The sequence below is a fragment of the Streptomyces sp. NPDC052040 genome (genome assembly GCF_044548405.1).
Taxonomy (GTDB): Bacteria; Actinomycetota; Actinomycetes; order Streptomycetales; family Streptomycetaceae; genus Streptomyces.
The window spans coordinates 78507-102451 of the sequence record NZ_JBIUBV010000014.1 but is presented as its reverse complement, the minus strand read 5'-3'; the positions used below and the strand labels follow the sequence as shown (position 1 = coordinate 102451).

General features: G+C 71.9%; 23 protein-coding genes. 7 read left to right on the top strand and 16 right to left on the bottom strand.

Annotated features, from left to right (window positions below; translation table 11 throughout):
* Positions 1–117: 117 nt before the first annotated feature.
* The 4 genes from ACIHAA_RS24680 to ACIHAA_RS24665 all read right to left on the bottom strand — a co-directional run bounded on the left by ACIHAA_RS24680 (position 118) and on the right by ACIHAA_RS24665 (position 3845).
* Complete coding sequence (locus tag ACIHAA_RS24680) at positions 118–987, bottom strand: LysR family transcriptional regulator (RefSeq protein WP_399820697.1); 870 nt, start codon at positions 985–987, stop codon at positions 118–120.
* Positions 988–1184: 197 nt separating this feature from the next.
* The gene (locus ACIHAA_RS24675) at positions 1185–1760 is read right to left on the bottom strand and encodes a Dps family protein (RefSeq protein WP_399820695.1); all 576 of its coding nucleotides are present in this window, start codon (positions 1758–1760) and stop codon (positions 1185–1187) included.
* Between the two features lie 96 nt (positions 1761–1856).
* A complete protein-coding gene (locus ACIHAA_RS24670; protein ID WP_399820846.1) occupies positions 1857–3062 on the bottom strand; it encodes an MFS transporter in 1206 nt (401 codons plus the stop codon).
* A 267-nt stretch (positions 3063–3329) separates the two neighbouring features.
* Positions 3330–3845 (bottom strand): carboxymuconolactone decarboxylase family protein, encoded by a 516-nt coding sequence (locus tag ACIHAA_RS24665; protein ID WP_399820693.1) that lies wholly within the window; start codon positions 3843–3845, stop codon positions 3330–3332.
* A gap of 128 nt (positions 3846–3973) precedes the next feature.
* On the opposite strand from ACIHAA_RS24665, the gene ACIHAA_RS24660 reads away from it, so the two are divergent.
* The 3 genes from ACIHAA_RS24660 (at position 3974) to ACIHAA_RS24650 (ending at position 6029) form a co-directional block, all read left to right on the top strand.
* On the top strand, positions 3974–4957 hold the full coding sequence (locus tag ACIHAA_RS24660) for a pirin family protein (protein ID WP_399820844.1): 984 nt from the start codon (positions 3974–3976) through the stop codon (positions 4955–4957).
* Between the two features lie 43 nt (positions 4958–5000).
* Entirely contained in the window at positions 5001–5279 is a 279-nt protein-coding gene (locus ACIHAA_RS24655) for a hypothetical protein (protein WP_399820691.1), read from the top strand.
* Positions 5280–5498: 219 nt separating this feature from the next.
* Positions 5499–6029, top strand: coding sequence for a hypothetical protein (locus tag ACIHAA_RS24650; RefSeq protein WP_399820689.1), 531 nt, complete (start codon positions 5499–5501; stop codon positions 6027–6029).
* 182 nt (positions 6030–6211) lie between these two features.
* Here the strand turns inward: ACIHAA_RS24650 and ACIHAA_RS24645 are convergent, their stop codons facing one another.
* Positions 6212–6673: a hypothetical protein gene (locus ACIHAA_RS24645; protein ID WP_399820688.1), complete on the bottom strand. Its 462-nt coding sequence runs from the start codon at positions 6671–6673 to the stop codon at positions 6212–6214.
* Positions 6674–7005: 332 nt separating this feature from the next.
* On the opposite strand from ACIHAA_RS24645, the gene ACIHAA_RS24640 reads away from it, so the two are divergent.
* A complete protein-coding gene (locus ACIHAA_RS24640; RefSeq protein ID WP_399820686.1) occupies positions 7006–7344 on the top strand; it encodes a GNAT family N-acetyltransferase in 339 nt (112 codons plus the stop codon).
* Between the two features lie 33 nt (positions 7345–7377).
* Here ACIHAA_RS24640 and ACIHAA_RS24635 read toward each other — a convergent pair whose 3' ends face one another.
* The 5 genes from ACIHAA_RS24635 to ACIHAA_RS24615 all read right to left on the bottom strand — a co-directional run bounded on the left by ACIHAA_RS24635 (position 7378) and on the right by ACIHAA_RS24615 (position 13207).
* On the bottom strand, positions 7378–9000 hold the full coding sequence (locus ACIHAA_RS24635; protein ID WP_399820684.1) for an MFS transporter: 1623 nt from the start codon (positions 8998–9000) through the stop codon (positions 7378–7380).
* 197 nt (positions 9001–9197) lie between these two features.
* Entirely contained in the window at positions 9198–9935 is a 738-nt protein-coding gene (locus tag ACIHAA_RS24630) for a YoaK family protein (RefSeq protein WP_399820682.1), read from the bottom strand.
* Positions 9916–10440, bottom strand: a complete 525-nt coding sequence (locus ACIHAA_RS24625; RefSeq protein ID WP_399820680.1) for a DoxX family protein — start codon at positions 10438–10440, stop codon at positions 9916–9918. The genes ACIHAA_RS24630 and ACIHAA_RS24625 overlap by 20 nt, the downstream gene beginning before the upstream one ends.
* 49 nt (positions 10441–10489) lie before the next feature.
* Complete coding sequence (locus tag ACIHAA_RS24620) at positions 10490–11152, bottom strand: hydrolase (protein ID WP_399820678.1); 663 nt, start codon at positions 11150–11152, stop codon at positions 10490–10492.
* Between the two features lie 174 nt (positions 11153–11326).
* Positions 11327–13207 (bottom strand): amidohydrolase, encoded by a 1881-nt coding sequence (locus ACIHAA_RS24615; protein WP_399820676.1) that lies wholly within the window; start codon positions 13205–13207, stop codon positions 11327–11329.
* Between the two features lie 283 nt (positions 13208–13490).
* Here ACIHAA_RS24615 and ACIHAA_RS24610 point away from each other — a divergent pair, with 283 nt between their 5' ends.
* Positions 13491–14471, top strand: a complete 981-nt coding sequence (locus ACIHAA_RS24610) for an alpha/beta hydrolase (protein ID WP_399820675.1) — start codon at positions 13491–13493, stop codon at positions 14469–14471.
* A gap of 120 nt (positions 14472–14591) precedes the next feature.
* Here the strand turns inward: ACIHAA_RS24610 and ACIHAA_RS24605 are convergent, their stop codons facing one another.
* The 6 genes from ACIHAA_RS24605 to ACIHAA_RS24580 form a co-directional block, all read right to left on the bottom strand.
* Complete coding sequence (locus ACIHAA_RS24605; protein ID WP_399820673.1) at positions 14592–15155, bottom strand: TetR/AcrR family transcriptional regulator; 564 nt, start codon at positions 15153–15155, stop codon at positions 14592–14594.
* A 176-nt stretch (positions 15156–15331) separates the two neighbouring features.
* Positions 15332–17551 (bottom strand): NADP-dependent isocitrate dehydrogenase, encoded by a 2220-nt coding sequence (locus ACIHAA_RS24600; RefSeq protein WP_399820671.1) that lies wholly within the window; start codon positions 17549–17551, stop codon positions 15332–15334.
* Between the two features lie 153 nt (positions 17552–17704).
* Positions 17705–18133 (bottom strand): DUF4186 domain-containing protein, encoded by a 429-nt coding sequence (locus ACIHAA_RS24595; RefSeq protein ID WP_399820669.1) that lies wholly within the window; start codon positions 18131–18133, stop codon positions 17705–17707.
* 137 nt (positions 18134–18270) lie between these two features.
* Positions 18271–19368, bottom strand: coding sequence for a mechanosensitive ion channel family protein (locus ACIHAA_RS24590; protein ID WP_399820668.1), 1098 nt, complete (start codon positions 19366–19368; stop codon positions 18271–18273).
* Positions 19369–19588: 220 nt separating this feature from the next.
* Positions 19589–20353: a crotonase/enoyl-CoA hydratase family protein gene (locus ACIHAA_RS24585; protein ID WP_399820666.1), complete on the bottom strand. Its 765-nt coding sequence runs from the start codon at positions 20351–20353 to the stop codon at positions 19589–19591.
* A gap of 203 nt (positions 20354–20556) precedes the next feature.
* Positions 20557–21519 (bottom strand): YbhN family protein, encoded by a 963-nt coding sequence (locus ACIHAA_RS24580; RefSeq protein WP_399820664.1) that lies wholly within the window; start codon positions 21517–21519, stop codon positions 20557–20559.
* A gap of 329 nt (positions 21520–21848) precedes the next feature.
* On the opposite strand from ACIHAA_RS24580, the gene ACIHAA_RS24575 reads away from it, so the two are divergent.
* Both ACIHAA_RS24575 and ACIHAA_RS24570 read left to right on the top strand, forming a co-directional pair.
* On the top strand, positions 21849–23093 hold the full coding sequence (locus ACIHAA_RS24575) for a PP2C family protein-serine/threonine phosphatase (protein WP_399820662.1): 1245 nt from the start codon (positions 21849–21851) through the stop codon (positions 23091–23093).
* 154 nt (positions 23094–23247) lie between these two features.
* Complete coding sequence (locus tag ACIHAA_RS24570) at positions 23248–23940, top strand: TetR/AcrR family transcriptional regulator (RefSeq protein WP_399820660.1); 693 nt, start codon at positions 23248–23250, stop codon at positions 23938–23940.
* Positions 23941–23945 lie beyond the last annotated feature (5 nt).

The window sequence follows — 23945 nt, the reverse complement described above, 5'->3', positions numbered from 1 at the left end:
TGCGGTGTGCGGCGGACGGACGACGGCACGGCGTACGGCGGATGGGCGTCGCCACGGCGTACCGCGCTACGGCGTCGGTGGGGTATCGGCGGGCCAGGGGGCCAGGGGGCCAGGGGGTCAGGTGATGTGGCGCAGCAGGGCCGCCACGGCCGCGGGCGGTTCGCCGGGCGGGCGGGCCACCATCACCTGCCAGCTCGGCGCGTGCCGTTCGAACCGGTAGCGGTCCAGATCCGGGAAGCGCAGCGCGATGGACGGGGGCATGACGCACACGCCCAGGTCGTGCCGGACCAGCTCGGCGGCGGCCACGATGTCGTTGACCTCGAAGGTCGTACCGCGGTCCGCTCCGGCGGCGCGCGCGGCCCGGTCCACCGCGTGGCGGATGGCCCAGCCGGGGGTGAAGTCCACCAGTGGCAGCTGTGCGACCTGTGCCCAGGAGACCGTGGGCTCGCCCGTCTCCGGGTCCAGTCGGCGCCGGGGCGAGGCCACCAGGACCATCGCCTCGCGGGACAGCAGCCGGGTCACCAGTCCCCGCTGCTGCTGGCGGTCCAGCGCCACCACGGCCAGGTCCACCGTGCCCTCGCGCAGCGCCTGCCGGATGTCGGCCACCGCCGCCTGCCGCAGCCGGAGGACCACCCCGGGGTGCTCCTCGCGCAGCGCGGCCAGCGCCTGGTGCAGTCCGGCCCAGACTCCCTGCATGATGCCCACGGTGACCTGGCCGCGCAGCTCGCCCTTGGCCGCGTCGACCGCCTCCCGGGCGAGTTCCGCGGACCGCAGGGTCGCCCGGGCGGCGGGCAGGAACGCCTCCCCGGCGGGGGTGAGGGACACCCGGTGCGTGGTGCGGGTGAACAGGGGGGTGCCCAGCTCACGTTCGAGGGCCCGTACGGTGCCGGACACGGCGGACTGGACCACATGCAACTGCCTGGCCGCCGCGGTGAAACCGCCCGCGTCCGCCACCGCGACGACGACTTCCATCTGCCGCAGGTCCATCGTGCGCTCCCGTTGACGCGGCGGCCGCCCGATCCGGCGACGGTCTCCGCCGCATCGTACGTGGACGGGCGGCGGCCGAGTTGGCCTGCCGGGCCGGCTCGGGCCGGGCCGAGCCGGGGCACGGGGCGGCAGGGATCCGCCGTGTGCCCCGGCGCGCGGCGGCGGTCTTCCGGACCGGGCGGTCGACGGGCCGTCGCTCAGGCGCGGACCAGGGGGGTGTCGACGAGATGCTCGGCCAGGAACCAGGCCTGGAGTTCGCCGGTGCGGATCACCTGGGAGACCAGCAGGTCGTTGGAGCCGTCGTCACCGAGCTCGGCGACTCGGGCGGCGGCGTCATGGGCGTCCACCAGGATCGTCTCGTGGGCCTCCAGCAGCCGTGAGAGCATCGCCGGGACCTCCTCGACGCCGTCCGGCGGGCGGGGGATCGAGGTGATCTCGGCAACGTGCCGCGAGTCGCCGACCGCGACGCCGCCCAGCGTCTGGATCCGTTCGGCGAGCGTGTCGACGATGGCCAACTGCTCCCCGGCGTGCTTGTCCAGCAGCAGATGCAGTTGGTAGAAGGTCGCGCCGCGCAGAAGCCAGTGGTGCTTCTTGTACAGGCCGTGGAGGATCTGCGTGTCCGCCAGGACCTGGTTCAGGCGCTGGCAGGCGTACATCCGGGCGTCGTAGGACAGTCCGAGGGGGAACTGCTTGACGGTCCCGAATTCCTGGATGACCTCGCCCTTCTGATGCAGCCACGGCTGGCTGCTCTTGGGGTGGGAGCCGGTGGACATGAGGGGCCTCCTGCGGTGCCGTGCGGTGGATACTCGGGCGACGTTAGGCGCCGCAACGGGCCCTGCCTTGCCCTCCAGCGCACGCGGGGCTGCCCGTCAGCGCACGTCGAGCCGGGGCTGGGCGCTGCCGGGCGGGAGTGCGGGGCCCCGTTCCGCCGGGCCGGGCTGTGCGGCGTCCCCGGTCGACGGCGGGGCGGGGGTGCGGTGTTCGGTGAGCCAGTAGAGGAGGCCCAGGAGGGGGAGGGCTGTGCCGAGGACGCCGACTGCGGCCCAGCCGCCGGAGCGGTAGGCGAGGGAGGCGAGCTGGGAGCCGAGGGCGCCGCCGAGGAAGAAAGTGGCGATGAAGGCGCTGTTCAGCCGGGCCCGGGCGGTGGCGTCGAGCTGGTAGACGGTGTGCTGGCCGAGGATCAGTGTGGTCTGCACGGCCATGTCGAGCAGGACGGCGGCCAGGGCGATCAGCGCGATGCTGTGTCCGCCGAGACCCGCGAGGGCGAAGGCCAGGGCGGCGACGGCGAACGCGATGCCGGTCACGGGGCGGGCGTGTCCCCGGTCGGCCCAGCGCCCGGCGAGGGGCGCCACCGCGGCCCCGGCCGCCCCGACGAGGGCGAACACGCCGACGCCGATGGGGGAGTAGTGGAAGCGGGGGCCGGTGAGGACATAGGAGACGGTGGTCCAGAAGGCGCTGAACGCGCCGAACATCGCCGCCTGGTACAGGCCCCGGCGCACCAGGGCGGGGTGGGTGCGGAGCAGCCTGGCGGTGGAGCGCAGCACCTCGGCGTACGGCACGGAGGTGGTGGGCGCGTGCCGGGGGAGTGCGGTGCGCAGGGCCACCGCGAGCAGGGCCATCAGGGCCGCCGAGCCGAGGTAGACGTCGCGCCAGCCCGCGACGTCGGAGACCAGGCTGCTCACGGTCCGGGAGAGCAGGATGCCGGTGAGCAGACCGCTCATCACGCGGCCCACGATCCGACCGCGGGCGTGGTCCGGAGCGAGGCTCGCGGCGAACGGCACCAGGATCTGGGCGACGACCGAGGTGGCGCCGCTGATCATCGAGGCGGCCAGCAGCATCGGGAAGCCGGTCGCGAGCCCGGCCGCCACCAGGGCCAGTGTGGTGACCGCCAGCAGCGCGGTGATCAGGCTCCGCTTCTCCAGCCGGTCGCCGAGCGGGACCAGGAAGAGCATTCCGAGCACATAGCCGACCTGGGTCAGCGTGATCAGGACCCCCACGGTGGCCGTGCCGAGGTGGAAGGCATCGCGCAGCGACGACAGCAGGGGCTGGGCGTAGTACAGGTTGGCGACCGTCATTCCGGAGGCGACGGCCAGCAGGGCGACCAGTCGGCCCGGGAGGCCCTCGCCGCCCTCGGCGGTGGCGGCGGTGCGGCCGGGGGTGCGCAGAACGGACGAGGGGGACACGGGACCTTCTTCGGGGAGGGGAGCCGAGCCGCTGCCGGTGCCCGGGAGCGGTCCGGCCTGCGGCCGTGCGACGGTCGAGCAGCTTCCTCGGTGCTCTCACTGGGCTCAGCGCCCGGCGGGTCCCCTTCGCTTCCCCCGCTCCGGCGATGGTTCGGGATGTCAGTCATCTCGATCGGAGATGACCACTCGCTGTCTTCCGTCGACCGGACGTACCGGGTGCTTGCTCATGATCGAGACCCGGTTGAACGCGTTGATGGTGATCGCGACCCAGATCACCGCGGCGACCTGGTCGTCCGTGAGTATCTGCCGGGCCTGCGCGTAGACGGTCTCCTGGGCGGTGTCCCTCGGGTCGGTGGTGACCTCCGCCAGGGCCAGGGCCGCGCGTTCCTCGGGGGTGAACAGCTCGGTGTCGCGCCATGCGGCCAGCACCCCGAGCCGCTGGGTCGTGTCGCCCGCCCGCAGGGCGGCCCTGGTGTGCAGGTCGAGGCAGTAGGCGCACTGGTTGATCTGGGACACCCGGAGATTGACCAGCTCGACGAGGGTACGGTCGAGTCCCGCGTCGGCGGCTACGGCATGGACCGCCTCCGATGTTCCGACCAGCGCGTGGTAGGCCGCGGGGCTCTGCTTGTCGAGAAAGATCCGCCGGTGGGCGGGGCGTGTCGCGGGGCTGGTCAACTCGGGACTCCTCGGGTGGCCGTTTCCGGCCCGTCGTTCCGTCGTGTACGTGACACCATCATCGCCGTATGATCATGACGATTGTTGTTTAATATAAAACTATGAGTGAAGCCCGGGAGGCGGTCGCGGTGAGCAACGTCGAAACAGAGCCGGTCGAGGTCCGCTGCCGGAGCGCCGCAGCGGGCGGTCGGTCCGGGGAGGCCCCGCGCGTGGAGGTGATCACCCCGCGTGATGTACCGCTCGGCGGCCCGCGGGCGATGACCGTGCGGCGCACACTGCCGCAGCGGGCCCGGACCCTGATCGGTGCCTGGTGCTTCGCCGACCACTACGGCCCCGACGATGTCGCCGCGACCGGCGGCATGGATGTGGCCCCGCATCCGCACACCGGACTCCAGACGGTGAGCTGGCTGTTCAGCGGGGAGATCGAACACCGCGACAGCCTGGGCACCCACGCCTTCGTCAGGCCCGGCGAACTGAACCTCATGACGGGCGGGCACGGCATCTGCCACTCGGAGGTCTCCACCCCGCGGACCACGGTCCTGCACGGCGTCCAGCTGTGGGTGGCGCTGCCCGGGGAACACCGGGACACCGAAAGGGACTTCCAGCACCATGTGCCCGAGCCCCTGCATGCCGAGGGCGCCGAGATCAGGGTCTTCCTCGGCACCCTGGCCGGAACGACCTCCCCGGTCCGGACCTTCACCCCCCTGCTCGGCGCCGAGATCGTCCTCGGGCCCGGCGCGCGGGTCACACTCGCCGTCGACCCCGCCTTCGAGCACGGGCTCCTCGTCGACCAGGGGGGCGTCCGGCTGGCCGATGTCTCCCTGAAACCGGCGGAGTTGGGCTACGTCCACCCCGGCGCCGACAGCCTGACCCTGGTCAACGAGTCGGCGGAGCTGCCCGCCCGGACGGTACTGCTCGGCGGAACCCCCTTCGACGAGGAGATCGTCATGTGGTGGAACTTCATCGGCCGGACCAGTGAGGAGGTTCTCCAGGCGCGCAAGGACTGGATGGAGACCTCCCGCTTCGGCGAGGTCCACGGCTACGACGGTCCCGCACTGCCCGCCCCCGAATTCCCGTCGGTGCCCCTCAAACCACGGGGCCGCACCCGCTGAACCGACTCCCGGGACTCGCGGGTGCGCACGGCTGCGGTCGGGCATGACCGCGGTGTGGTCGCTCTCCAGGAAGCCGGTGCTGCCGTCGAAGGAGGTGGCGCTCGCCGGTGCGTTGACCGCGTCCGCTCCGGTCGCGCCGAAGGTCGCTCCGCCGACCGTGGTGAGCGGGTTGTCGCCCCGCTGGTCGGTGCCGTCGGCGGACAGCTCCCACTCGTCGTCGGGAGTGTCGCCACCGGTGGCGAGCGGGACGATCAGGTTCGGCGCGATGCTGACGACCTGGGTGTTGGTGTCGCCGAGGTACCGGGCGGCGAGGTCGGCGTAGTACGCGTTGGACGGGTTGCCGCCCGAGAGGTCGGCCGCCTTCACCGTCGACGAGGTGGCCGTGCCGTCTGTCGAGACCGCTGCCGCGAAGTCGATGGTCTGGGAGGACAAGTTGCTGAGCAGATAGTTGTTGACCAGCTCGCGAGCGGACTCCTGTGTCGCGGTGCCCGGGTGGGCCGCGGTGAACGGCGGGATGGTGCCGAGGTAGACGGTGAGGTCGGTGCAGACGGACGCCGAAGGCAACGACGTCACCGTGCGCTGGAGTACCGGCCTGCTCGACGAGCACAGCTACGTCTACCACCCGCCCCGCTTCGTTCCCGGAACAGCCGAGGCCGACCAGGAATTTCGGACGACCGTGACCCGGGCAGCGGGCCCCGCCGCCCGGGCGGTGCGGTTTCAGGAGTTCGACGCCACCTACGGTTCTGGAGGCTTGGCTCTGCTGCTCCCCGTCACCCACGTCCTGCTCACTCCGTGGGCGTGGCTCAGGTTCACGGCACTGTTCGCCGGGGTCGTCATCCTGGCCCGGATGCTTACCGCGCGTCGGCACCGCTCGGCCGAAGGTGTGTCCTGGGCGGTGGCCGCACTTGTCACCGGCGCGGGGTTCGCGGCGTACCTGTGGGCCGAGCCCGGGCGGGACGCCCCGGCAGGCAGGGCTCCGCGCTGGTGGCGTGCCTGGCTGGCCTCACTGGCCACCGGGGCGGGAGTGAGCGCTCTCGGAGCCCTCGTCCTCCTCGCGGCCGGGCGACTCTGACGCTGGTGGCGTGCGACGTCGTACACGCGTTCCGCAAGGCCCGCTCACGGAAGCGTGCACGCCTGGGCCCGCCGCCCCGCGAGCAGAAGCGGCTTCCGCAGCCCGCGGCTGTTCATGAGGTCGATAAACAGCTTCCCGCCGGTGCCCCTCAAACCGCGCGGCCGGGTGCGCTGAGGTTTCGGTCAGTGGGAGTGCCGGGCGGTGATGGCGCGCCCGTCGGCGCCGTAGACGGTGACTAAGGTGTCGCCCGTGCCGGTCTGCCAGGCCTGGTAGGCGGAGATGACCAGTGCGGCCTGGGGGGTGTATCTGTCGGCCGGGCGGCTGTTCCACTCGGTGTGTATGTCGACCCGGCCGTGTCGGGTGTGGGCGCTCAGTCCGGTGACGTGTCCGACGGCGGCTCTCTCGGGCGGGGTGCCTTCCTGGGCGACCCATCGCTTGAAGATGTCCGACTCGGTGGTGGGTCCCGGGTTCGTCCTCGTCGGCTTGGTGCCGAAGGCGTCGTCCGGGCTCACGGCAGGTGCGGTCCTCGGTGCAGGCGAACCGTGGCTTTCGCTCGCGCCGATGGCCACAGCGGTGACGGCCGCCGCAACGATGCCCGCCGTGATCAGATTCGCCCTGCGCATGGTGAAAGACCTCGTGTCCATGGCGGCCCCCCGTAGGCCCGCACCACTGTGCATTCTGAACGCAGGGGGTCGCGGGATCCATCGATCAACGATCGTGAAGGGGCCACAAGAGGAACGTTTTTGGGGGATAGTGCTTGAATTGTGTTTCGCTATCGATGGTTCCTTTACGGTCCCTGTGGGATTTCTTTGCGGATCGCATCGGGTCCGGCACATAGCGTCAACAATGCCGGGGGCTTGAGTGGTGCGCGTGGCTGTGTTGACCGGCCTCAACGTGACTGGTGCGCACGGTGTTTGTGCGGACGGCCGGACGGGCGTGCATACGATGACTCCCCATCGAGAAAGCAGGGCACCCCATGAGCGAGTCCTCCGCCGCTCCGGTCGTCGAGCGGGCAGAGGCCAGGAACCGCTACGAGATCCTGGTCGACGGCGAGCGCGCTGGTCTGACCGCCTACCGTGACCGGGGCGAGCAGCGCGTCTTCTTCCACACCGAGGTCGACGAGGCCTACGCCGGGCAGGGGCTGGCCTCCCGGCTGGTCCAGGAGGCGTTGACCGATGTGCGGGCTCGGGGCAAGCGCATCGTGCCCGTCTGCCCCTATGTGGCGAAGTTCCTGAAGCGGCACGAGGAGTTCGCGGACATCACCGACCCGGTGACACCCGAGGTCCTCGCCTGGCTGGACGCGGAACTCGGCTGACGGGCGCCCGCCGTGGCCCGGGGCCCACGAGCCTCAGGGCACCGGCGGGCCGGCCGCCGCGTCGAAGGCGTGCGTCACCTCCGGGCGGGTGCCGGGCACCAAGAGTCGCCGCGCCTGCTCCTCGTGGCGGCGGTCGGTGGCTGTGAGGCGGCTGTGGTGCTGGGCGAGATGCTCCGCCCAGGAGGCGACCAGATAGTTCTCGACGAAGCGTTCGGGGTCGCCGCCGTCCTGGTAGAGGCCCCAGCTGAGGGCCCCGGTACGGCGTCGTGAGCGGGCGACCCGGTCCATGCACGCGGTGAACTCGGCGCGGTCGTCCGGGGCGACCTGGTAGGAGACGGAGACCAGCACCGGCCCGTCGGCGGCCCCGGGTTCGAAGACCAGTGGCGGAACGGGCCAGTGGTCGGACGGGGAGGGATCGATGTCCGCCGCGTCGTGCAGGGGCCAGCGGCGCACACTGACCGCCCCCGCCAGCATCAGCGCGGAGGCCGCCAACAAGACTGCTCCAAGGCCCAGTCGGTCCGCGAGGCCGCCCCACAGCGGGGCCGCCACCGCCTGCGCGCCCTGGAAGACCAGAAGATAGACGGCCAGCCCCCGGGCCCTGACCCAGCCCGGAAGCCGGGTCTGCACGGCCGCGTTGAGCGTGGACAGCACACTGATCCAGGCAAGCCCAGCGGGCAGCAGCGCCAGTGCCACCGGCCAGGGGGAGCGCACCACCGCCAGCAGGGCCAGGACGGCGGCAAAGACCACCGCGCCCGTCGCCAGGGTGCCATTGGCGCCCAGAGCGCCCCGGATCCGCGGCAGTACGACGGCCCCCGCCACGGCACCCAGCCCGACCGCCCCCAGCAGCAGCCCGTAACCGCTCGGGCCGAGTCCGAGGGAGCGGCTCGCGCTGACCGGCAGCAGCGACCACAGGGCGGCACCGCCCGGCACGAACAGCAGCGCGCGCAGCAGGACCCGGCGCACCCCGGGCGCGTTCCACACATAGCGGCGCCCCGCGTGCAGCGCCGCCAGCAGCCCCTCGGGCCCGGCGGCCGGGGCCTGCGCCGCGGGGCGCCGCCAGAGCAGGAGCACCGCGGCGATCCCGAGGTAGGAGGCCGCGTTGAAGGCGAACACCCAGCCCGCGCCCATGGCCGCGACCACCACTCCGCCCAGCGCCGGTCCGACCGCCCGGGCCAGATTCATGTTCACCGCGCCGAGCGCCGCCGCCTCGGCGAGCCGGGGCCGCTCCACCAGCTCCGGCTGGATCGCCTGCCAGGCCGGGCCCATCAGCGCGGTGCCGCACCCCAGCAGAAAGGTCAGCACCAGCAGCAGCACCGGGGTGAGCGTGCCCAGGAACTGCATCACGGTCAGCACGCACGACACCGCGAGCATGGCGAACTGGGCCGCCACCAGCACCGCCCGGCGGTCGAAGCGGTCGGCGACCACGCCCGAGGGCAGGGCCAGCAGCACGACCGGGAGACTGGAGGCGGTCTGCACCAGGGTCACCAGAGCCGCGCCGTGCCCGAGCAGCAGCCACTGCGCGCCCACCGCCTGCATCCAGCTGCCTGTATTGGAGACCAACTGGGCGATCCACAGGGCCCGGAAGACCGGAGCGGCGAGAACGGCCCAGGGTGATTCGGGCCTGGTGGGCCCTGGTTGGTGCGATGTGACGCTCATACGGGTCCATGCCGGTGGGGGAGGGTACGGGACCGGACCGACGCTAAGGAGCCCCGGCCCGGAGGCCTTGACCGAGCGCGCACCGGGGGTGTTCCCTCAGCGCCCTGCCCCGGGATGGTGCCGGTCCCGGGAGCTGTGACCAGGGAAACGCCGAAGTCCCCCTCGGCGAGGGGGACTTCGGCGTCTCAGTCGTGGGTTCAGGCCTGTGCCCGGACCCAGTCCGGGTCGTCGGACGAGAGGCGGTGGGTGGCGGCGGAGGTGACCGCGAGCAGCAGCAGGGCAAGGCCCAGGGTGAGGACGAGCCGTGTGTGCAGCAGCAGTTGGGCCCCGCCCAGGGCACCGGCGAACATCGCGAGCACCGACAGGATCCGTCGGCCCGGCCGGGGCGCCGCACCGCCCGCGGGTGAGGAGTCCGCGGCCAGGCCGGTCAGGGTCAGAGTGAGGACGGTCGTGGTGAGGTCCGGGACACCGAGGCGCCGGACCACCGCGTTCTGCACCCCCATGGCCAGCCCGAGGAGGACGACCAGGGTGTACTGGACGCCGGTGGTGACCCTGCCGTGGGTGAGCGCGGCGACGGCCACGGTGACGGCGACCAGCACCGTCTGCGCGGCCGTGGCCGTCTTCAGCAGATTGCCCCGGTGCTCCGCGAACCGTGTGCCGAGCCGTCCGCCCGCGAGCGCGCCCGTGAGGAAGGACGCCAGCGAGACCAGCGAGGCCGAGGCGGACAGCCCGGGCGCACCCGCCAGCGCGAACCCCAGGAAGACCACATTGCCCGTCATATTGGCCACGAAGACATGCCCGAGGGCCAGATAGCTCACCGCGTCCACCAGGCCGGTCACGACGGTCAGGGTCAGCATCAGCGGGGGCAGCGGGCCATGGCGCTCGCCCCGCGGCGGGACGAGTGTGCGGTAGGCGTCAGTCAGCAGTCCGCGCACGCGGCGTCCCTTCCAGGGCGGGAGCGGGCCGGTGCAGCACCACCCGGGTGAGCAGTCCGCTCACCGGGCCGGCCACGATCACGGCGAGGGAGATCCACAGTGGCCAGGACGATATACCCAGGGCGTGGTCGGCGGACCACCGACCCGGCCCGGTGAGGGCCAGGGCCGCGGAGACGACGACCAGGACGAGGGGATACTCGTAGCCGTCGTTCTGCACCCAGAGCCCCTTGGACAGCTTGACGGTGCCCGCCACGGTCATCACACCCATCGCGGCCATGGCGGCCAGCGGTGTGAGCAGCCCCGCGGTCAGGAACAGACCGGCCCCGATCTGACTGGCTCCCGCGACAAGAGCGGTCAGCCGCCCGCCGCGGAATCCGTCGTGGCGGAACTCCTCGGTCCCGCCCGCCAAGCCGTTGCCGCCGAGGTGGAAGCTCACCTTCTGCACTCCGTGTCCGGCGATGAGAAGACCCACCGCCAGCCGGAGAAGGAGCAGTCCAGTGTTCATCGTGTTCCTGCCTGTTCCTGACTCGGTCCTTGCTGTGCCGGGTGGTGGGTCAGCCCGCTGCGTGCGGGTCGATGAAGGTGTGCGCGTAGACCAGGCCGAGGCCGTAGGCGCCGCCGTGCTCCTTCACCACGTCCGTCACGGCGCCGTAGGTCTCGGTGCGGGCCCAGTCGCGCTGGAGTTCGAGGAGTACCTGCACCCAGGTGACCGGCACGGCACCGGCCTGGACGATGCGCTGGACGGCGTGCTCGTGCGCCTGCGGGCTGACACCGCCGGACGCGTCCGTGACCACGTAGACCTCGTACCCCTGGGCGAGCGCGGAGAGCGTGGGCAGTACCACGCACACCTCGGTCCACAGACCCGCGAGCACCAGCTTCTTGCGGCCGGTCGCCTTGACCGCCTCGACGAAGGCGACGTCCTCCCAGGCGTTCATCGTGGTGCGGTCGATGATCTTGTGGTCGGGGTGGACGGCCGCCAGCTGCGGCATGATCGGGCCCGAGAAGGACTCGGCGGCCACGGTGCTCAGCACGACCGGGACGTCGAACACCTTGGCGGCCTTGGCCAGGCCCACGGTGGCGTTCATGATCGCGGTGCGGTCGCCGCTGCCGGTCCCGAAGAACATCTGCGGCTGGTGGTCCACGAAGAGCACCGCACAGTTGTCGGGGGTCAGCAGGTCCGGTCCGGGGGCCGCGGTGACCTCGGAGATGTCGACCATGGGAATACCTTTCCATGAGGAGCGCGCGGAGCGTCGTCCGCGTCGGGGGGCGTCCGTCCGGCGGACGGAAGCGGGCAGGGTGCCCCGGGAGGGGCGGCTCGGGGCCTGGCCCCTCCCGGGGAGAACAGGGGATTCCGGGACCTCGCGACACCCGCGGGATCCAAACGAGAGGCCCTAGAGGTCGAAGCAGGGGTCGAAGGGGGTGGTCGCGGCCTCGGTGGCGAGGCCGCGGCGGACGCGCCACTGCCGGTGCTGCTCCGACTCGGCGGCGGCCTGTCCGAGCAACTCGGCCTGGCGCGCGCCCCCGAGGCCCGTACGGGGCCGGGCCTGGTAGCCGCCGACGTGCGCCACCGGGCTCCAGGCGGGCCCGACCGGGGGCAGTTCCTCGTCGAGGCCCTCGAACTCCGCGGCGGCGTAGACGATCCGGCCCCCGGCGACGGTCAGCACCGACTCGATGTGCGGGATGTCCGCCTCCGGCACGGTGAAGTAGTCGTCCGAGAGGACCGCGAGGTCCGCGTAACAGCCCGGCCGCAGCACGCCCTTGACGTCCTCCTCGCCGGTCAGCGCGGCACCCGCGCGGGTGTACATCGCCAGAGCGGTCCCCCGGTCGACGCGGTTCGACGGCGGCCGCAGCACCAGGTCCCCGACGGTGCGCCCGCTGACCAGCCAGTGCAGGGCGACCCACGGGTTGTAGGTGGAGACCCGGGTGGCGTCCGTGCCCGCGGCGACCGTCAGCCCGCGGTCCAGCATGGCCCCGATCGGCGGGGCGACCGCGGCGGCTCCGGGGCCGTAGCGGCGCAGGAACGCCTCGCCCTGGAAGGAGAGTCGGTTCTGTACGGACAGGGCGCCGCCGAGGGCCGCGACCCGGTCGAGGCTCTCCGCGGTCACCGTCTCCGCATGGTCGAACAGCCAGCGGTTCCCGGCCGGGAAGAGCCCCTCCGCGGCGAGTTTCTCGAATACCGCGAGATCGCGCCGGATGGTCTCGTCATACGTGGCGTGGAGCCGGAATCCCCAGCCGTTCTCCATCAGCAGACGCACCGCCTTCTCGAACTCCGTCTCGTAGTCCGGGGCGAGTTCGGGGCGCGGCTGGGTGAAGTTCTCGAAATCCGCGGCGGCCCAGGTGAGATTCTCACCCGCGCCGTTGAGCCGCAGCCATTCGTCTCCGTCCGCGGGATGGGCCATGGCGATCCAGCGGGTGAGATCGTCTATCTCCTGACCCGCCGTCTGCGGGAAGAGGTGATAGGCGATACGCAGGGAAAGGCTGCCCTCGGCGGCCAGTTCCATGACGGTGCCGTAGTTGTCGGGGAAGTTCTGGAATCCGCCCGCCGCGTCGATCGCGGACGTCAGGCCGAACCGGTTCAGCTCCCGCAGGAAATGACGGGTCGAGGTCTTCTTGTCCTCGCCCTCCAGCACCGGCGCCTTGGCCAGGGTCGAGTAGAGGATGAGTGCGCTGGGCGCGGCCAGCAGCATGCCCGTCGGCTCCCCGTCCCGGCCGCGGACGATCTGGCCGCCCTTGGGGTCGGGGGTGTCCTTGGCGTACCCGACGGCCTTGAGCGCCGCCCGGTTGAGCACCGCCGACTGGTACAGGTGCAGCACGAACACGGGGGTGTCCGGGGCCGCTTCGTTCAGCTCCGCGACGGTCGGCAGCCGCCGTTCGGCGAACTGCTCCGCCGACCAGCCGCCCACCACCCGCACCCACTGGCCGCTGGGCGTGCGCGCCGCCTGTTCGCGCAGCATCGCCAGACCCTGGCGCAGCGTGGGCACCCCGTCCCAGCGCAGCTCCAGTACGTAGTTGAGGCCTCCGCGGATCACATGGAGGTGGGCGTCGTTGAGGCCGGGCACCGCCCGGCGGCCGAGGGCGTCCACCACCCTGGTGTGCGGGCCGATGTGGGGAGCCACGTCCCGGTCGTCCCCGACCACGGTGATGACACCGTCGCGGACGGCCAGCGCCTCCGCCTGGGGGCGGCGCGGATCCCCGGTGTGGATCTTCGCGTTGCGGACGACCAGCTGCGCGGCGTCGTCGGTGGCGCGGGGCACCAGCCCTCCGACCGGCATGGGTGACACCTTGTGACCCTCCTGGAATCGAACCCGAATGAACGGACCGCGGTTGTTTCGCCCTCAACGCTAGAACCGGCCCAGGCGGCCGCGTGGCCGTCGAGTGCACGGAAAGCGTCCTGACAGTGCACAGCAATTCCCGGCCAATTCCGGGGACCGTAGGCGCGGATGTTCCGTGCGCTGTGGGTACAGCGGCCGTGCGCTCGGGGTCAAAAACCGGCCATCCTTGTGCCTTAGCGTTCCCCTGCCGAGCAACACACCTTGGAAAGCACAGGAGTTACACATGTCCGATGGCGTCGAACTGGTCAAGCCCGTCACGCCGGTGCTGGAGCCCGCGGCGGCCGCATTTGCGGAGGCCACGGCCAACCCGCCGTATCTGTTCGACCTGGCCCCGGCGGAGGGGCGCAAGGCGGTCGACGAGGTGCAGTCCGGTGAGATCGAGAAGCCCGCGGTGGACGAGGAGTGGATCACCGTCTCCGGCGGCCCCACGGGCAGTGTCCGCGCCCGTGTCGTCAAGCCGGCCGGCGCCGAGGGCACCCTGCCGGTCATCATCTACATCCATGGTGCGGGCTGGGTGTTCGGCAACGCCCACACCCATGACCGCCTGGTGCGGGAACTGGCCGTCGGGGCCGGTGCCGCGGTGGTCTTCCCGGAGTACGACCTCTCCCCGGAGGCGCGTTACCCGGTCGCCATCGAGCAGAACTACACGGTGGCCCGCTGGGTCGTGGAGGAGGGCGCGGCCAAGGGCCTGGACGCCTCCCGGATCGCGGTCGCGGGCGACTCCGTCGGCGGCAACATGTCCGCGGCGCTGACCCTGATGGCCAAGGAGCGCGGCGATGTCCCGCTGGTCCAGCAGGTGCTGTTCTACCCGGTGACCGACGCGAGCTTCGACACCGGTTCCTACCACCAGTTCGCCACCGGCTACTTCCTGCGCCGCGACGGCATGCAGTGGTTCTGGGACCAGTACACGACCGACGAGGGTGAGCGGGCGCAGATCACCGCGTCCCCGCTGCGTGCCACCACCGAGCAGCTCACCGGCCTGCCCCCGGCCCTGGTCATCACGGCCGAGGCCGACGTGCTGCGCGACGAGGGCGAGGCCTACGCCAACAAGCTGCGGGAGGCGGGCGTAGCGGTCACCGCCGTGCGCTTCCAGGGCGTCATCCACGACTTCGTGATGCTCAACGCCCTGCGGGGCACGCACGGCGCCGAGGCCGCCATCACCATGGCCGCGCGCACCCTGCACTCCGCGCTGCACGCGGGCTGAGCCGGGGTACGCGACCGGTCACCACGGGGGCCGCGCGGACGGACACATCGGTGTCCCGTCCGCACGGCCCCCGTGTGTGTATGCGGGCAACCACTCACTCCCGCCGGGGTGTTCGGTCGGTCAGTAGTGCGTGATCCCGGCCGCCAGGGTGCGCGTCCAGGGCGCCTCCACCTCGTCGGCGCCCATCGACACGATCAGATGGCAGAGCGTGCCCATGGCGAAGAAGTCCTGGATCTGCCGCTCGCTGCCGCCGGACGCGCCGCGCACATACTCCACCAGCCGGGCGTACCCGCCCCGGACGGCCTCGCGCACTGCGGGCTCCGAGACGGCCGCCGCCTGCGCGTGCAACTGGATCAGCATCAGGTCGTGGTCGCTGATCAGCTTGGCGTAGGAGTCGCCCATGGCGGTGAGGACCACCTCGGGGGAGCTGCCCCGGGCCTCGGCCGCCGCCCGTTCCAGGCTCGCCCGCACCTGTACGAAGCAGTGCTCCACCACGGCGACGAAGAGCAGCTCCTTGTTGGGGAAGAGCCGGTAGACATACGCCTGGGAGATCCCGGCCGCCTTGGCGACCTCGGCCGTGGTGGTGCCGAAGTACCCACGCGCGGCGAAGGCCCCGATCGCCGTGCGCAGCACGGTCTCGCGGCGTTCCTCGGCGGTGGACAGCTGACGCGGGCGATCACTCATGTGAGTACTCAATCAGTCACACTTTGGGGCTGTCAACGTCGTATACGAGGACACCGTGGTCCCGCTGCTCCGGGAGCGCGGGGTGTACCGCAGGGAGTGCACACACCACCGCCCCGGCCGGATCGGATCCGGCCGGGGCGGTGGCCACTCCCGCGGGGGTGCCGCGCGGACGACGCCTACGCGAGCGAGGTCAGCAGCTGGTTCCAGGTGTCCGAGGGGCGCATGACCTGGGAGGCCTTCGCCGGGTCGGGCTGGAAGTAGCCGCCGATGTCGGCCGGCTTGCCCTGGACGGCGATCAGCTCCGCGACGATCTTCTCCTCGTTGGCGGCGAGACCCTCGGCGAGCGGGGCGAACGCCTTCGCCAGCTCGGCGTCGTCGGTCTGCCGGGCCAGCTCCTGCGCCCAGTACAGGGACAGGTAGAAGTGACTGCCGCGGTTGTCGATGCCGCCGACCCGACGGGTCGGGGACTTGTCCTCGTTGAGGAAGGTCGCCGTGGCACGGTCCAGGGTGTCGGCGAGGACCTGGGCGCGGCCGTTGCCGGTGTTCTTGGCGAACTGCTCCAGGGACGGCACCAGGGCGAAGAACTCACCGAGCGAGTCCCAGCGCAGGTAGTCCTCCTTGACCAGCTGCTGGACGTGCTTCGGGGCGGAGCCGCCCGCGCCCGTCTCGAACAGGCCGCCGCCCGCCATCAGCGGGACGACCGACAGCATCTTGGCGCTGGTGCCCAGCTCCAGGATCGGGAACAGGTCGGTCAGGTAGTCGCGCAGCACATTGCCGGTGACGGAGATGGTGTTCTCACCGCGGCGGATGCGCTCCACGGACAGCTTGGCGGCGTCGACCGGGGCCAGGATCCGGATGTCCAGGCCCTCGGTGTCGTGCTGCGCCAGGTACTGCCGGACCTTGGCGATCAGGTTGGCGTCGTGCGCGCGGGTCTCGTCCAGCCAGAACACGGCCGGATCGCCGGTGGCGCGGGCGCGGGTGACGGCGAGCTTCACCCAGTCCTTGATCGGGGCGTCCTTGGTCTGGCACGCGCGGAAGATGTCACCGGCGGAGACCGCCAGCTCCAGGACGGCGTTCCCGGCCTGGTCGACGAGGCGGACGGTACCCGTGGTGGGGATCTCGAAGGTCTTGTCGTGGCTGCCGTACTCCTCGGCCTTCTGCGCCATCAGACCGACGTTCGGGACCGAGCCCATGGTGGCGGGGTCGTAGGCGCCGTTCGCCCGGCAGTCGTCGATCACGGCCTGGTAGACACCGGCGTAGCTGGAGTCCGGCAGCACCGCGAGGGCGTCGTGCTCCTGGCCGTCCGCGCCCCACATGTGGCCGGAGGTGCGGATCATGGCGGGCATGGAGGCGTCGACGATCACGTCGGACGGCACATGGAGGTTGGTGATGCCCTTGTCGGAGTCGACCATGGCCAGCTCCGGGCCCTCGGCCAGCTCGGCGTCGAAGGACGCCTTGATCTCGGCGCCGTTCGGCAGGGACTCAAGGCCCTTGAAGATGCCGCCCAGACCGTCGTTCGGGGTCAGACCCGCGGCGGCGAAGGTCTCGCCGTACTGCGCGAAGGTCTTCGGGAAGAAGGCGCGCACCACATGCCCGAAGATGATCGGGTCGGAGACCTTCATCATCGTGGCCTTCAGGTGCACCGAGAACAGGACACCCTCCTCCTTGGCGCGGGCGACCTGCGCGGTCAGGAACTCGCGCAGCGCGGCGACCCGCATCACGGAGGCGTCGACGACCTCGCCCGCGAGGACGGGGACCGACTCGCGCAGCACGGTGGTGGAGCCGTCGTCGCCCTTCAGCTCGATGCGCAGCGCACCCGCCTCGGAGATCACCGCGGACTTCTCCGTCGAGCGGAAGTCGTCCGCGCCCATGGTCGAGACATTCGTCTTCGAGTCGGCGGACCAGGCGCCCATGCGGTGCGGGTGGGTCTTGGCGTAGTTCTTCACCGAGGCCGGGGCGCGGCGGTCGGAGTTGCCCTCGCGCAGCACCGGGTTCACGGCGGAGCCCTTGACCTTGTCGTAACGGGCGCGGATCTCCCGCTCCTCGTCGGTCTTCGGCTCGTCCGGGTAGTCCGGAAGCGCATAGCCCTTGCCCTGAAGCTCGGCCACGGCCGCCTTCAGCTGGGGTACGGAAGCCGAGATGTTCGGCAGCTTGATGATGTTGGCCTCGGGGGTCTTGGCCAGCTCACCCAGCTCGGCGAGGTCGTCGTTGATCCGCTGGTCCTCGTTCAGGTACTCGGGGAAGACCGCGAGGATGCGCCCGGCCAGCGAGATGTCACGGGTCTCCACAGCGACATCCGCCTGCGAGGCGTACGCCCGGACCACCGGCAGGAAGGAATACGTCGCCAGGGCCGGGGCCTCGTCAGTGTGCGTATAGATGATGGTCGAGTCAGTCACCGGGTGCTCCGCTCCACGTCTGCAACATTGCTCGACATCAAGATATCTCGTGCGGGGACCCCGTTCGACAGTGGCCCGTGCCCCGGCCCCCGCCCCCGGCGGTCCGCGCGGCCCCGGTCCGCACCGCGGCCGGCCCCACCGGGGTGAGGCGCGTCACAGGCCGTGCGCGCCGGTGCCCGCGCCCGGCACGGCCGCCGTCTCGCGTGCGATCCAACGGCAGATCACATCCACCACGTAGACATGTTCCGCACGACTCAGCTCCCGTCCCTTCGGGATCCCGTGCCAGCGTTCCAGGCAGGTACGGCAGCAGGTCGCGGTCGCGTGCTGGGCCACGAAGACCGGGTGGCCCCGGTAGGGGGTCTGCTTGCCGTCCTTGTACGGCTCGGCCGGGGCCAGCCGCCGGGCGACGAGGTCATAGGCGTGCCACCGGATCGTGGCGGCACCCTTCAGCTCGGCGGTGGCCCGGTCGCGCCCGCGCAGGTGGAACCGGGCACGGAAGGGGTGGCGCGCGATCCGGTCCAGCCGGCTGTCGAGCGAGCCGGCCGGCCGGTCGGGCCTGGGGGGTTCGGGAGAGGGGTTCATGCTCCTTCGAGCATAGGACCGCCGGGGTGTGTCCTTCCTGGGCTGCGGTTCGGTGGGCCGGTGGTGCGGCGGCCCGCGGTGCGGCGGCTCGGCGGCGCAGTGGGCCCGGCGGTGCCGCGTGCCCGGTGGTCCTGGACTCAGCGGGTGTCCGGGCCGCCGTGCTCGACCACCAGGTCGGCTCCGCTCCGCTGCTGCGGTATGGCCGCCGTGCCCGGGTGCAGCGCCACCGTCCGCGTCGGCGCCGGAATGCGGATCCCCTCGGCCCGGTACCGCCGGTGCAGCCGCTTGATGAACTCGTGCTTGATCCGGTACTGGTCGCTGAACTCGCCCACGCCCAGGATCACCGTGAAGCCGATGCGGGAGTCGCCGAAGGTGTGGAAGCGGACCGCCGGTTCATGGTCCGGGAGCGCGCCCGTGATCTCCGTCATCACTTCGGCGGCCACCTCGGTGGTGATCTTCTCGACGTGCTCCAGATCACTGTCGTAGCCCACGCCCACCTGCACCAGCACGGTCAACTGCTGCTCGGGACGGGTGTAGTTGATCATGTTCGTCTTGGCGAGCTCCCCGTTGGGGATCACCACCAGGTTGTTGGAGAGCTGGCGCACGGTGGTCTGCCGCCAGTTGATGTCCACGACATAGCCCTCCTCGCCGCTGCTCAGCCGGATGTAGTCACCGGGCTGCACGGTCTTGGAGGCGAGGATGTGGATGCCCGCGAACAGATTGGCCAGGGTGTCCTGGAGGGCCAGCGCGACGGCGAGACCTCCCACGCCCAGGGCCGTGAGCAGGGGCGCTATGGAGATCCCGAGGGTCTGGAGCATCACCAGGAAGCCCATGGCCAGCACCACGACCCGGGTGATGTTGACGAAGATGGTGGCCGAACCCGCGACCCCGGACCGGGACTGGGTCACCGCACGCACCAGGCCCGCGACGACCCGGGCGGCGGTCACCGTCACCACGAAGATCAGCAGCACGCTCAGGGTCTGGTTCACATGGTGCTGCACGGTCCGGGTCAGGGGCAGTACCGCCGCCGCGGAGGCGGCGCCGCCCGCGATCGCCGCCCAGGGCACCACGGTGCGCAGCGTGTCTACGATCACATCGTCGCCGCTCCATCGGGTGCGGCTCGCGTGCCGCCCCAGCCAGCGCAGCACCATCCGCAGCAGAAAGGCCGCCAACAGGCCTGCGGCCAGGGCGATTCCGGCGAGGACCAGATCGTCGAGAGTGACCCCGCGGTTCACCGGCCGCCTCCCGCGCCGAAGAGAGGGCCCCAGGGCCGGACATAAGGACTCGTCACCTTGCCACCTTGCTCACATCACGGCATGCACGATCGGCTCCGGACGGCTCTGCGCCGCCCGGAGCGGGGGATTCATCCTGCCGTATGGCGGTGACCTGCGGTGAACGGGGCGACGGTGACCGGTCGTTGAGGCCGCCGGACCGCGCCCGCGACATGGCGCGTCGTCACATGTCGGTGAACGAGCCGTGTCGCCCCGCCCCGGCCGCGAAACGGGCCGCTCCCTGAAGCCCCTCGGCCAGTACGCCCATGCCGTACCGGACTTCGCCGCGCAGCGCCGCCTCCTCGTCCAGCCCCTCCTGGTCGAGCACCGAGGCGCGGTCGCTGCGCAGGCACGCCTGGGGGAACCGGGCGATGTCGGCGGCCAGTTCCTCCGCCTCGGCGCGCGCCCGCCCGGTCGGTACGACGCGGTTGGCGAGCCCCATGTCCAGAGCCTCCCGGGCCGGTACCGGTCGGCCGGTGAGGATCATGTCCAGGGCCCGGCCGGTGCCGATCAGCCGTGGCAGGCGTACGGTGCCGCCGTCGATCAGCGGCACGCCCCAGCGGCGGCAGTAGACCCCGAACACCGCGTCCTCCTCGGCGATGCGCAGATCGCACCAGAGGGCCAGCTCCAGACCACCCGCCACCGCGTGCCCGGCGACAGCCGCGATCACCGGCTTGGTCAGCCTGAGCCGGGTCGGGCCCATCGGGCCGTCGCCGTCCTCGGCCACCCGGTTGCCCCGCCCGGTCCCGGCCGCCTTCAGGTCGGCGCCCGCGCAGAAGGTCCCGCCCTCGCCCCACAGCACCGCCACCCGCGCCGCCGGATCCTCTTCGAACGCCCGGAAGGCATCGGCGAGCGCGGCGGCCGTCGGCCCGTCCACCGCGTTGCGGGCCTCGGGACGGGCGAGGACGACGGTGGTGACACACCCCTGACGTTCGGTCCGGACCGGCATCGGGCTGCCTCTTTCACGGGCGGGAAGGGCTGGCCCCGCAGAGGTTACTCCCCAGTACGACGGTTGTCCGGTGGACGGCGGAAGCGACGGGCGGACGGCAGCGACCCGGAGACCGGGGCTGGCGGATGCCTGCGACTGGGGGACCGGGGCAGGCGGGCGGCGGCGCACGGCCGTATGGCCGCCCCGGTATGGCCCCGCCCCGGTCAGATCACCTTCAGCCGGACCAGTGCCCCCAGCGTCAGCGCGCCCGGCAGCAGCGGCAGCCACACCGTGATGATCCGGTACGCCAGTACCACCGCCGTCGCCACCGCCACCGGCCCGCCCGCCGCGACCAGGGCGACGATCAGCGCCGCCTCCACCGAACCGATCCCGCCCGGGGTGGGCACGGCGGCCACCGCGAGGGTCGCCGCCAGATACGCGACCGCCATGTGCACGGGCGGCACCGGAAGCGCGAGCGCCCGGCCCACCGCGGCCAGACCGGCCGCCTGGAGCGCGGGGAACGCCAGCGAACCGCCCCACAGGGCGAGCGCGCGGGCAGGCCGGGTGTGCACCGAGCGGGCCTCCCCGAGTGCCGTGCGCACGAACGAGAACACGGGCGTGCGCACCCGCCGGACCAGCAGCAGGACCGTCACCGCGACACCCACCGCCCCGGCGGCGACCAGGGCGAGCGGGCCCGTCGCCGCGGCGGGCACGAGGGAGCCGAGGCGCAGTGCGTCCGGGAAGGCGACCAGCAGGACCAGCAGCAGGCCGATCCTGGTGATCCCCTCCGCCAGCATGTACAGCGCCAGCGCGGCCGAGGATCGGGCGAGCGGCACCCCGCACACGGTCATGAAGCGCAGATTGACCGCGCTCGCACCGAGCCCGGTGGGCAGCAGATGGTTGGCCGCACCCGCCGCGAACTGCGTGGCCAGCAGCCGCCGCAGGGGCAGCCGCTGCACCACCGCGCCCTGCCGGGTGAGGGCGGCCGCCACCCACGTCAGACAGGTCGCACCGGCGGCGGCCATCAGCCAGGGCCATTCGGCCGATCGCAGATGGCCGAAACCATCCGTGAGCACGGCCCGGTGCCGGGCGGCGACCACGAGCACCAGGGCGAGCGGGATCAGACACAGTGCCTGGCGGACCGGAAGACGTCTGGGGAGTCCCAGGGGGAGACGTACGGCAGTCACATCTCCAGAGGTTTTCCGCGCCGCACCAACGTGAGGTTGCGGAGGCGGAGACGGCGGCTGACGCGCGGGGCAAGGCGCGGGAGCGGGGCCGCGCCGGTCCGCTCCGGCGTGCGCGGTGCCGCCGGTCCGGAGCGGGCGGCCGAGTTCGATCATGAGCGGTGCCTGCCGGTCGCGTTCTTCACAGGCACACGTACGCATGCACCCCCCGGGTCGTCTCACCACCGGCCGGTCTTCGGCGGGCGGTCTTCGAAGGGCGGCGCGGATGCGCGGATCGTAGCGTGAAGGGGCGGTCGGGCGGCGGGGGAGAGGCGGGAAGGGAGCCGGTGGCAATGCAGGGCACGGAGATGGACTACGCGGCGCTGTTCGCCGCCACGCCGAGCCCCTACCTCGTCGTGACGCCCCAGCTGGTGATCGCGGAGGTCAACCAGGCGTATCTGGCCGCGACCCGCAGGACCCGGGAGGACCTGATCGGGCAGCAGCTCTTCCTCGCCTTCCCGGACAACCCCGCCGACCCCGAAGCCGACGGCGTGCGCAATCTGATGGCCTCGCTGCGCCGTGTCCTGACGTCCGGGCAGCCCGACACCATGGCGCTCCAGAAGTACGACATCCCGATCGTCGGACGTCCCGGCGCGTTCGAGGAGCGCTGGTGGTCCCCGGTCAATACGCCGATCCCAGGCCCGGACGGAAACGTGGCCTGGATCATCCACCGGGTGGAGGACGTCACCGAGTACGTCCGCTCCCACGCCCCGGGCGCCCGCCGTTCGTCCAAACAGCTGACCGAACGCGAGGCCCTGGAGGCCGAGCTGTACGCACGGGCGCGTGAGCTCCAGGTGCTGAACGAGGAGCTGAGACAGGCCCACAACCGTGAGCGCCAGGTGGCCGTGACCCTCCAGGAGGCCATGCTCCAGTCGCCCGACCTGGCCCGCCACGAGAACGTGGCCGTGCGTTACCTTCCGGCCACCGGTTCGCTGAATGTGTGCGGCGACTGGTACGACGTGGTGGACCTGCCCGACGGCCGGTTCGCGGTGGCGGTCGGCGATGTCGTCGGCCATGGTCTGGAGGCCGCCGCCGTCATGGGGATGCTGCGCAGCGCGCTGAGCGCCGCCATCCGCGCCCTGGAGCGGCCTGCGCAGGCCATGGAGGTGGTGGGCCTCTACGCCCGCTCGGTCGACGGCGCGCTGAACACCACGGCCGTCATGGCCATGGTGGACCCCCGCAGCCGCCTGATCATCTACAGCAATGCCGGGCACCCGCCGCCGGTGCTGGTGCATCCGGACGGCGTGTGCGAGTTCCTGGACCAGGCCACCGATCCGCCGCTCGGCGCCCGCCCCCAGCATGTGCCCCGCCCCCAGGCCGGACTGACCTACACGCCCGGAGATCTGCTCGTGCTCTACACCGATGGTCTGATCGAACGCCGTGACGAGCACATCGAGGCGGGCCTGGGCCGTCTCGCCGATGCCCTCGGCCGGTACAGCACCCTCAGCCCCGAACGCCTGGCCGACGCGCTCCTCGCCGAACTCGGGGTGGCCGGGGGAGCCCGCGACGACATCGGGCTGGTCATCGTCCGGCTGTGAGGCGAGCGGACCAACTGGGCCGCAGGGCCGCAGGGCCGCAGGCACAGTCTGGGCTCCGTCGGGGGAGCGGCGGCCGCCGGGCGCGGGGCTCCGGGGCGGTACGGGATCGTCACGTAGTCTCGGGGGTGGTTCACGGGGAACAACGGGAGGCACGGTGACTTCGCCCGCGTCACAGGACGGCGAGAAGGCGTCGCCCGGCGCGCCGCGCAGGCTGCGCGCGGACGCCGAGCGCAACCGCGCCCAGGTGCTGGCCGCGGCCCGCCAGGTGTTCCTGGAGTCTGGTACGGCCGCTCCGCTGGACGAGATCGCCCGCCGCGCCGGGGTGAACATCGCCACCCTGTACCGCCGCTTCCCGGACCGGGGAGCGCTGATCCGCCAGGTCCTGCTCGACGGCTTCCAACTGGTCCTGGACACCGCGCGCGAGGCGGGCCGCACCGCACGCACGGACCCGCTGGGGGCGATCGAGCGCTTTCTCCTGGACCTCATCGCCCGGCGGGACATGCTGGTCCTGCCGCTGGTCGGCGGCCCGGTGGCCGACGATCCGGAGATCGCCGCGGCCCAGCGCGAGATCGACGCCAGCCTGGAGGACCTGCTCGCGGCGGGCCGGGCGGCCGGTGTGGTCGGCCCCGGCATCACGGTCATGGACCTGGTCATCACCTCGACCCTGGTCTGCCGTCCGCTGCCCCATCTGCCGCGCGACCAGGCCACCGCCCTGGCCACCCGGCAGGTGCGCATCTTCCTCGGCGGACTCGCGACCGCCACGGCGCTGCCCGCGATCCCGACCTACGAAGAGCTGACGTCCCGGATCCGGACGGCGGGAGAGGCGGCGAACTCCTCGACCGCGTGACCGCC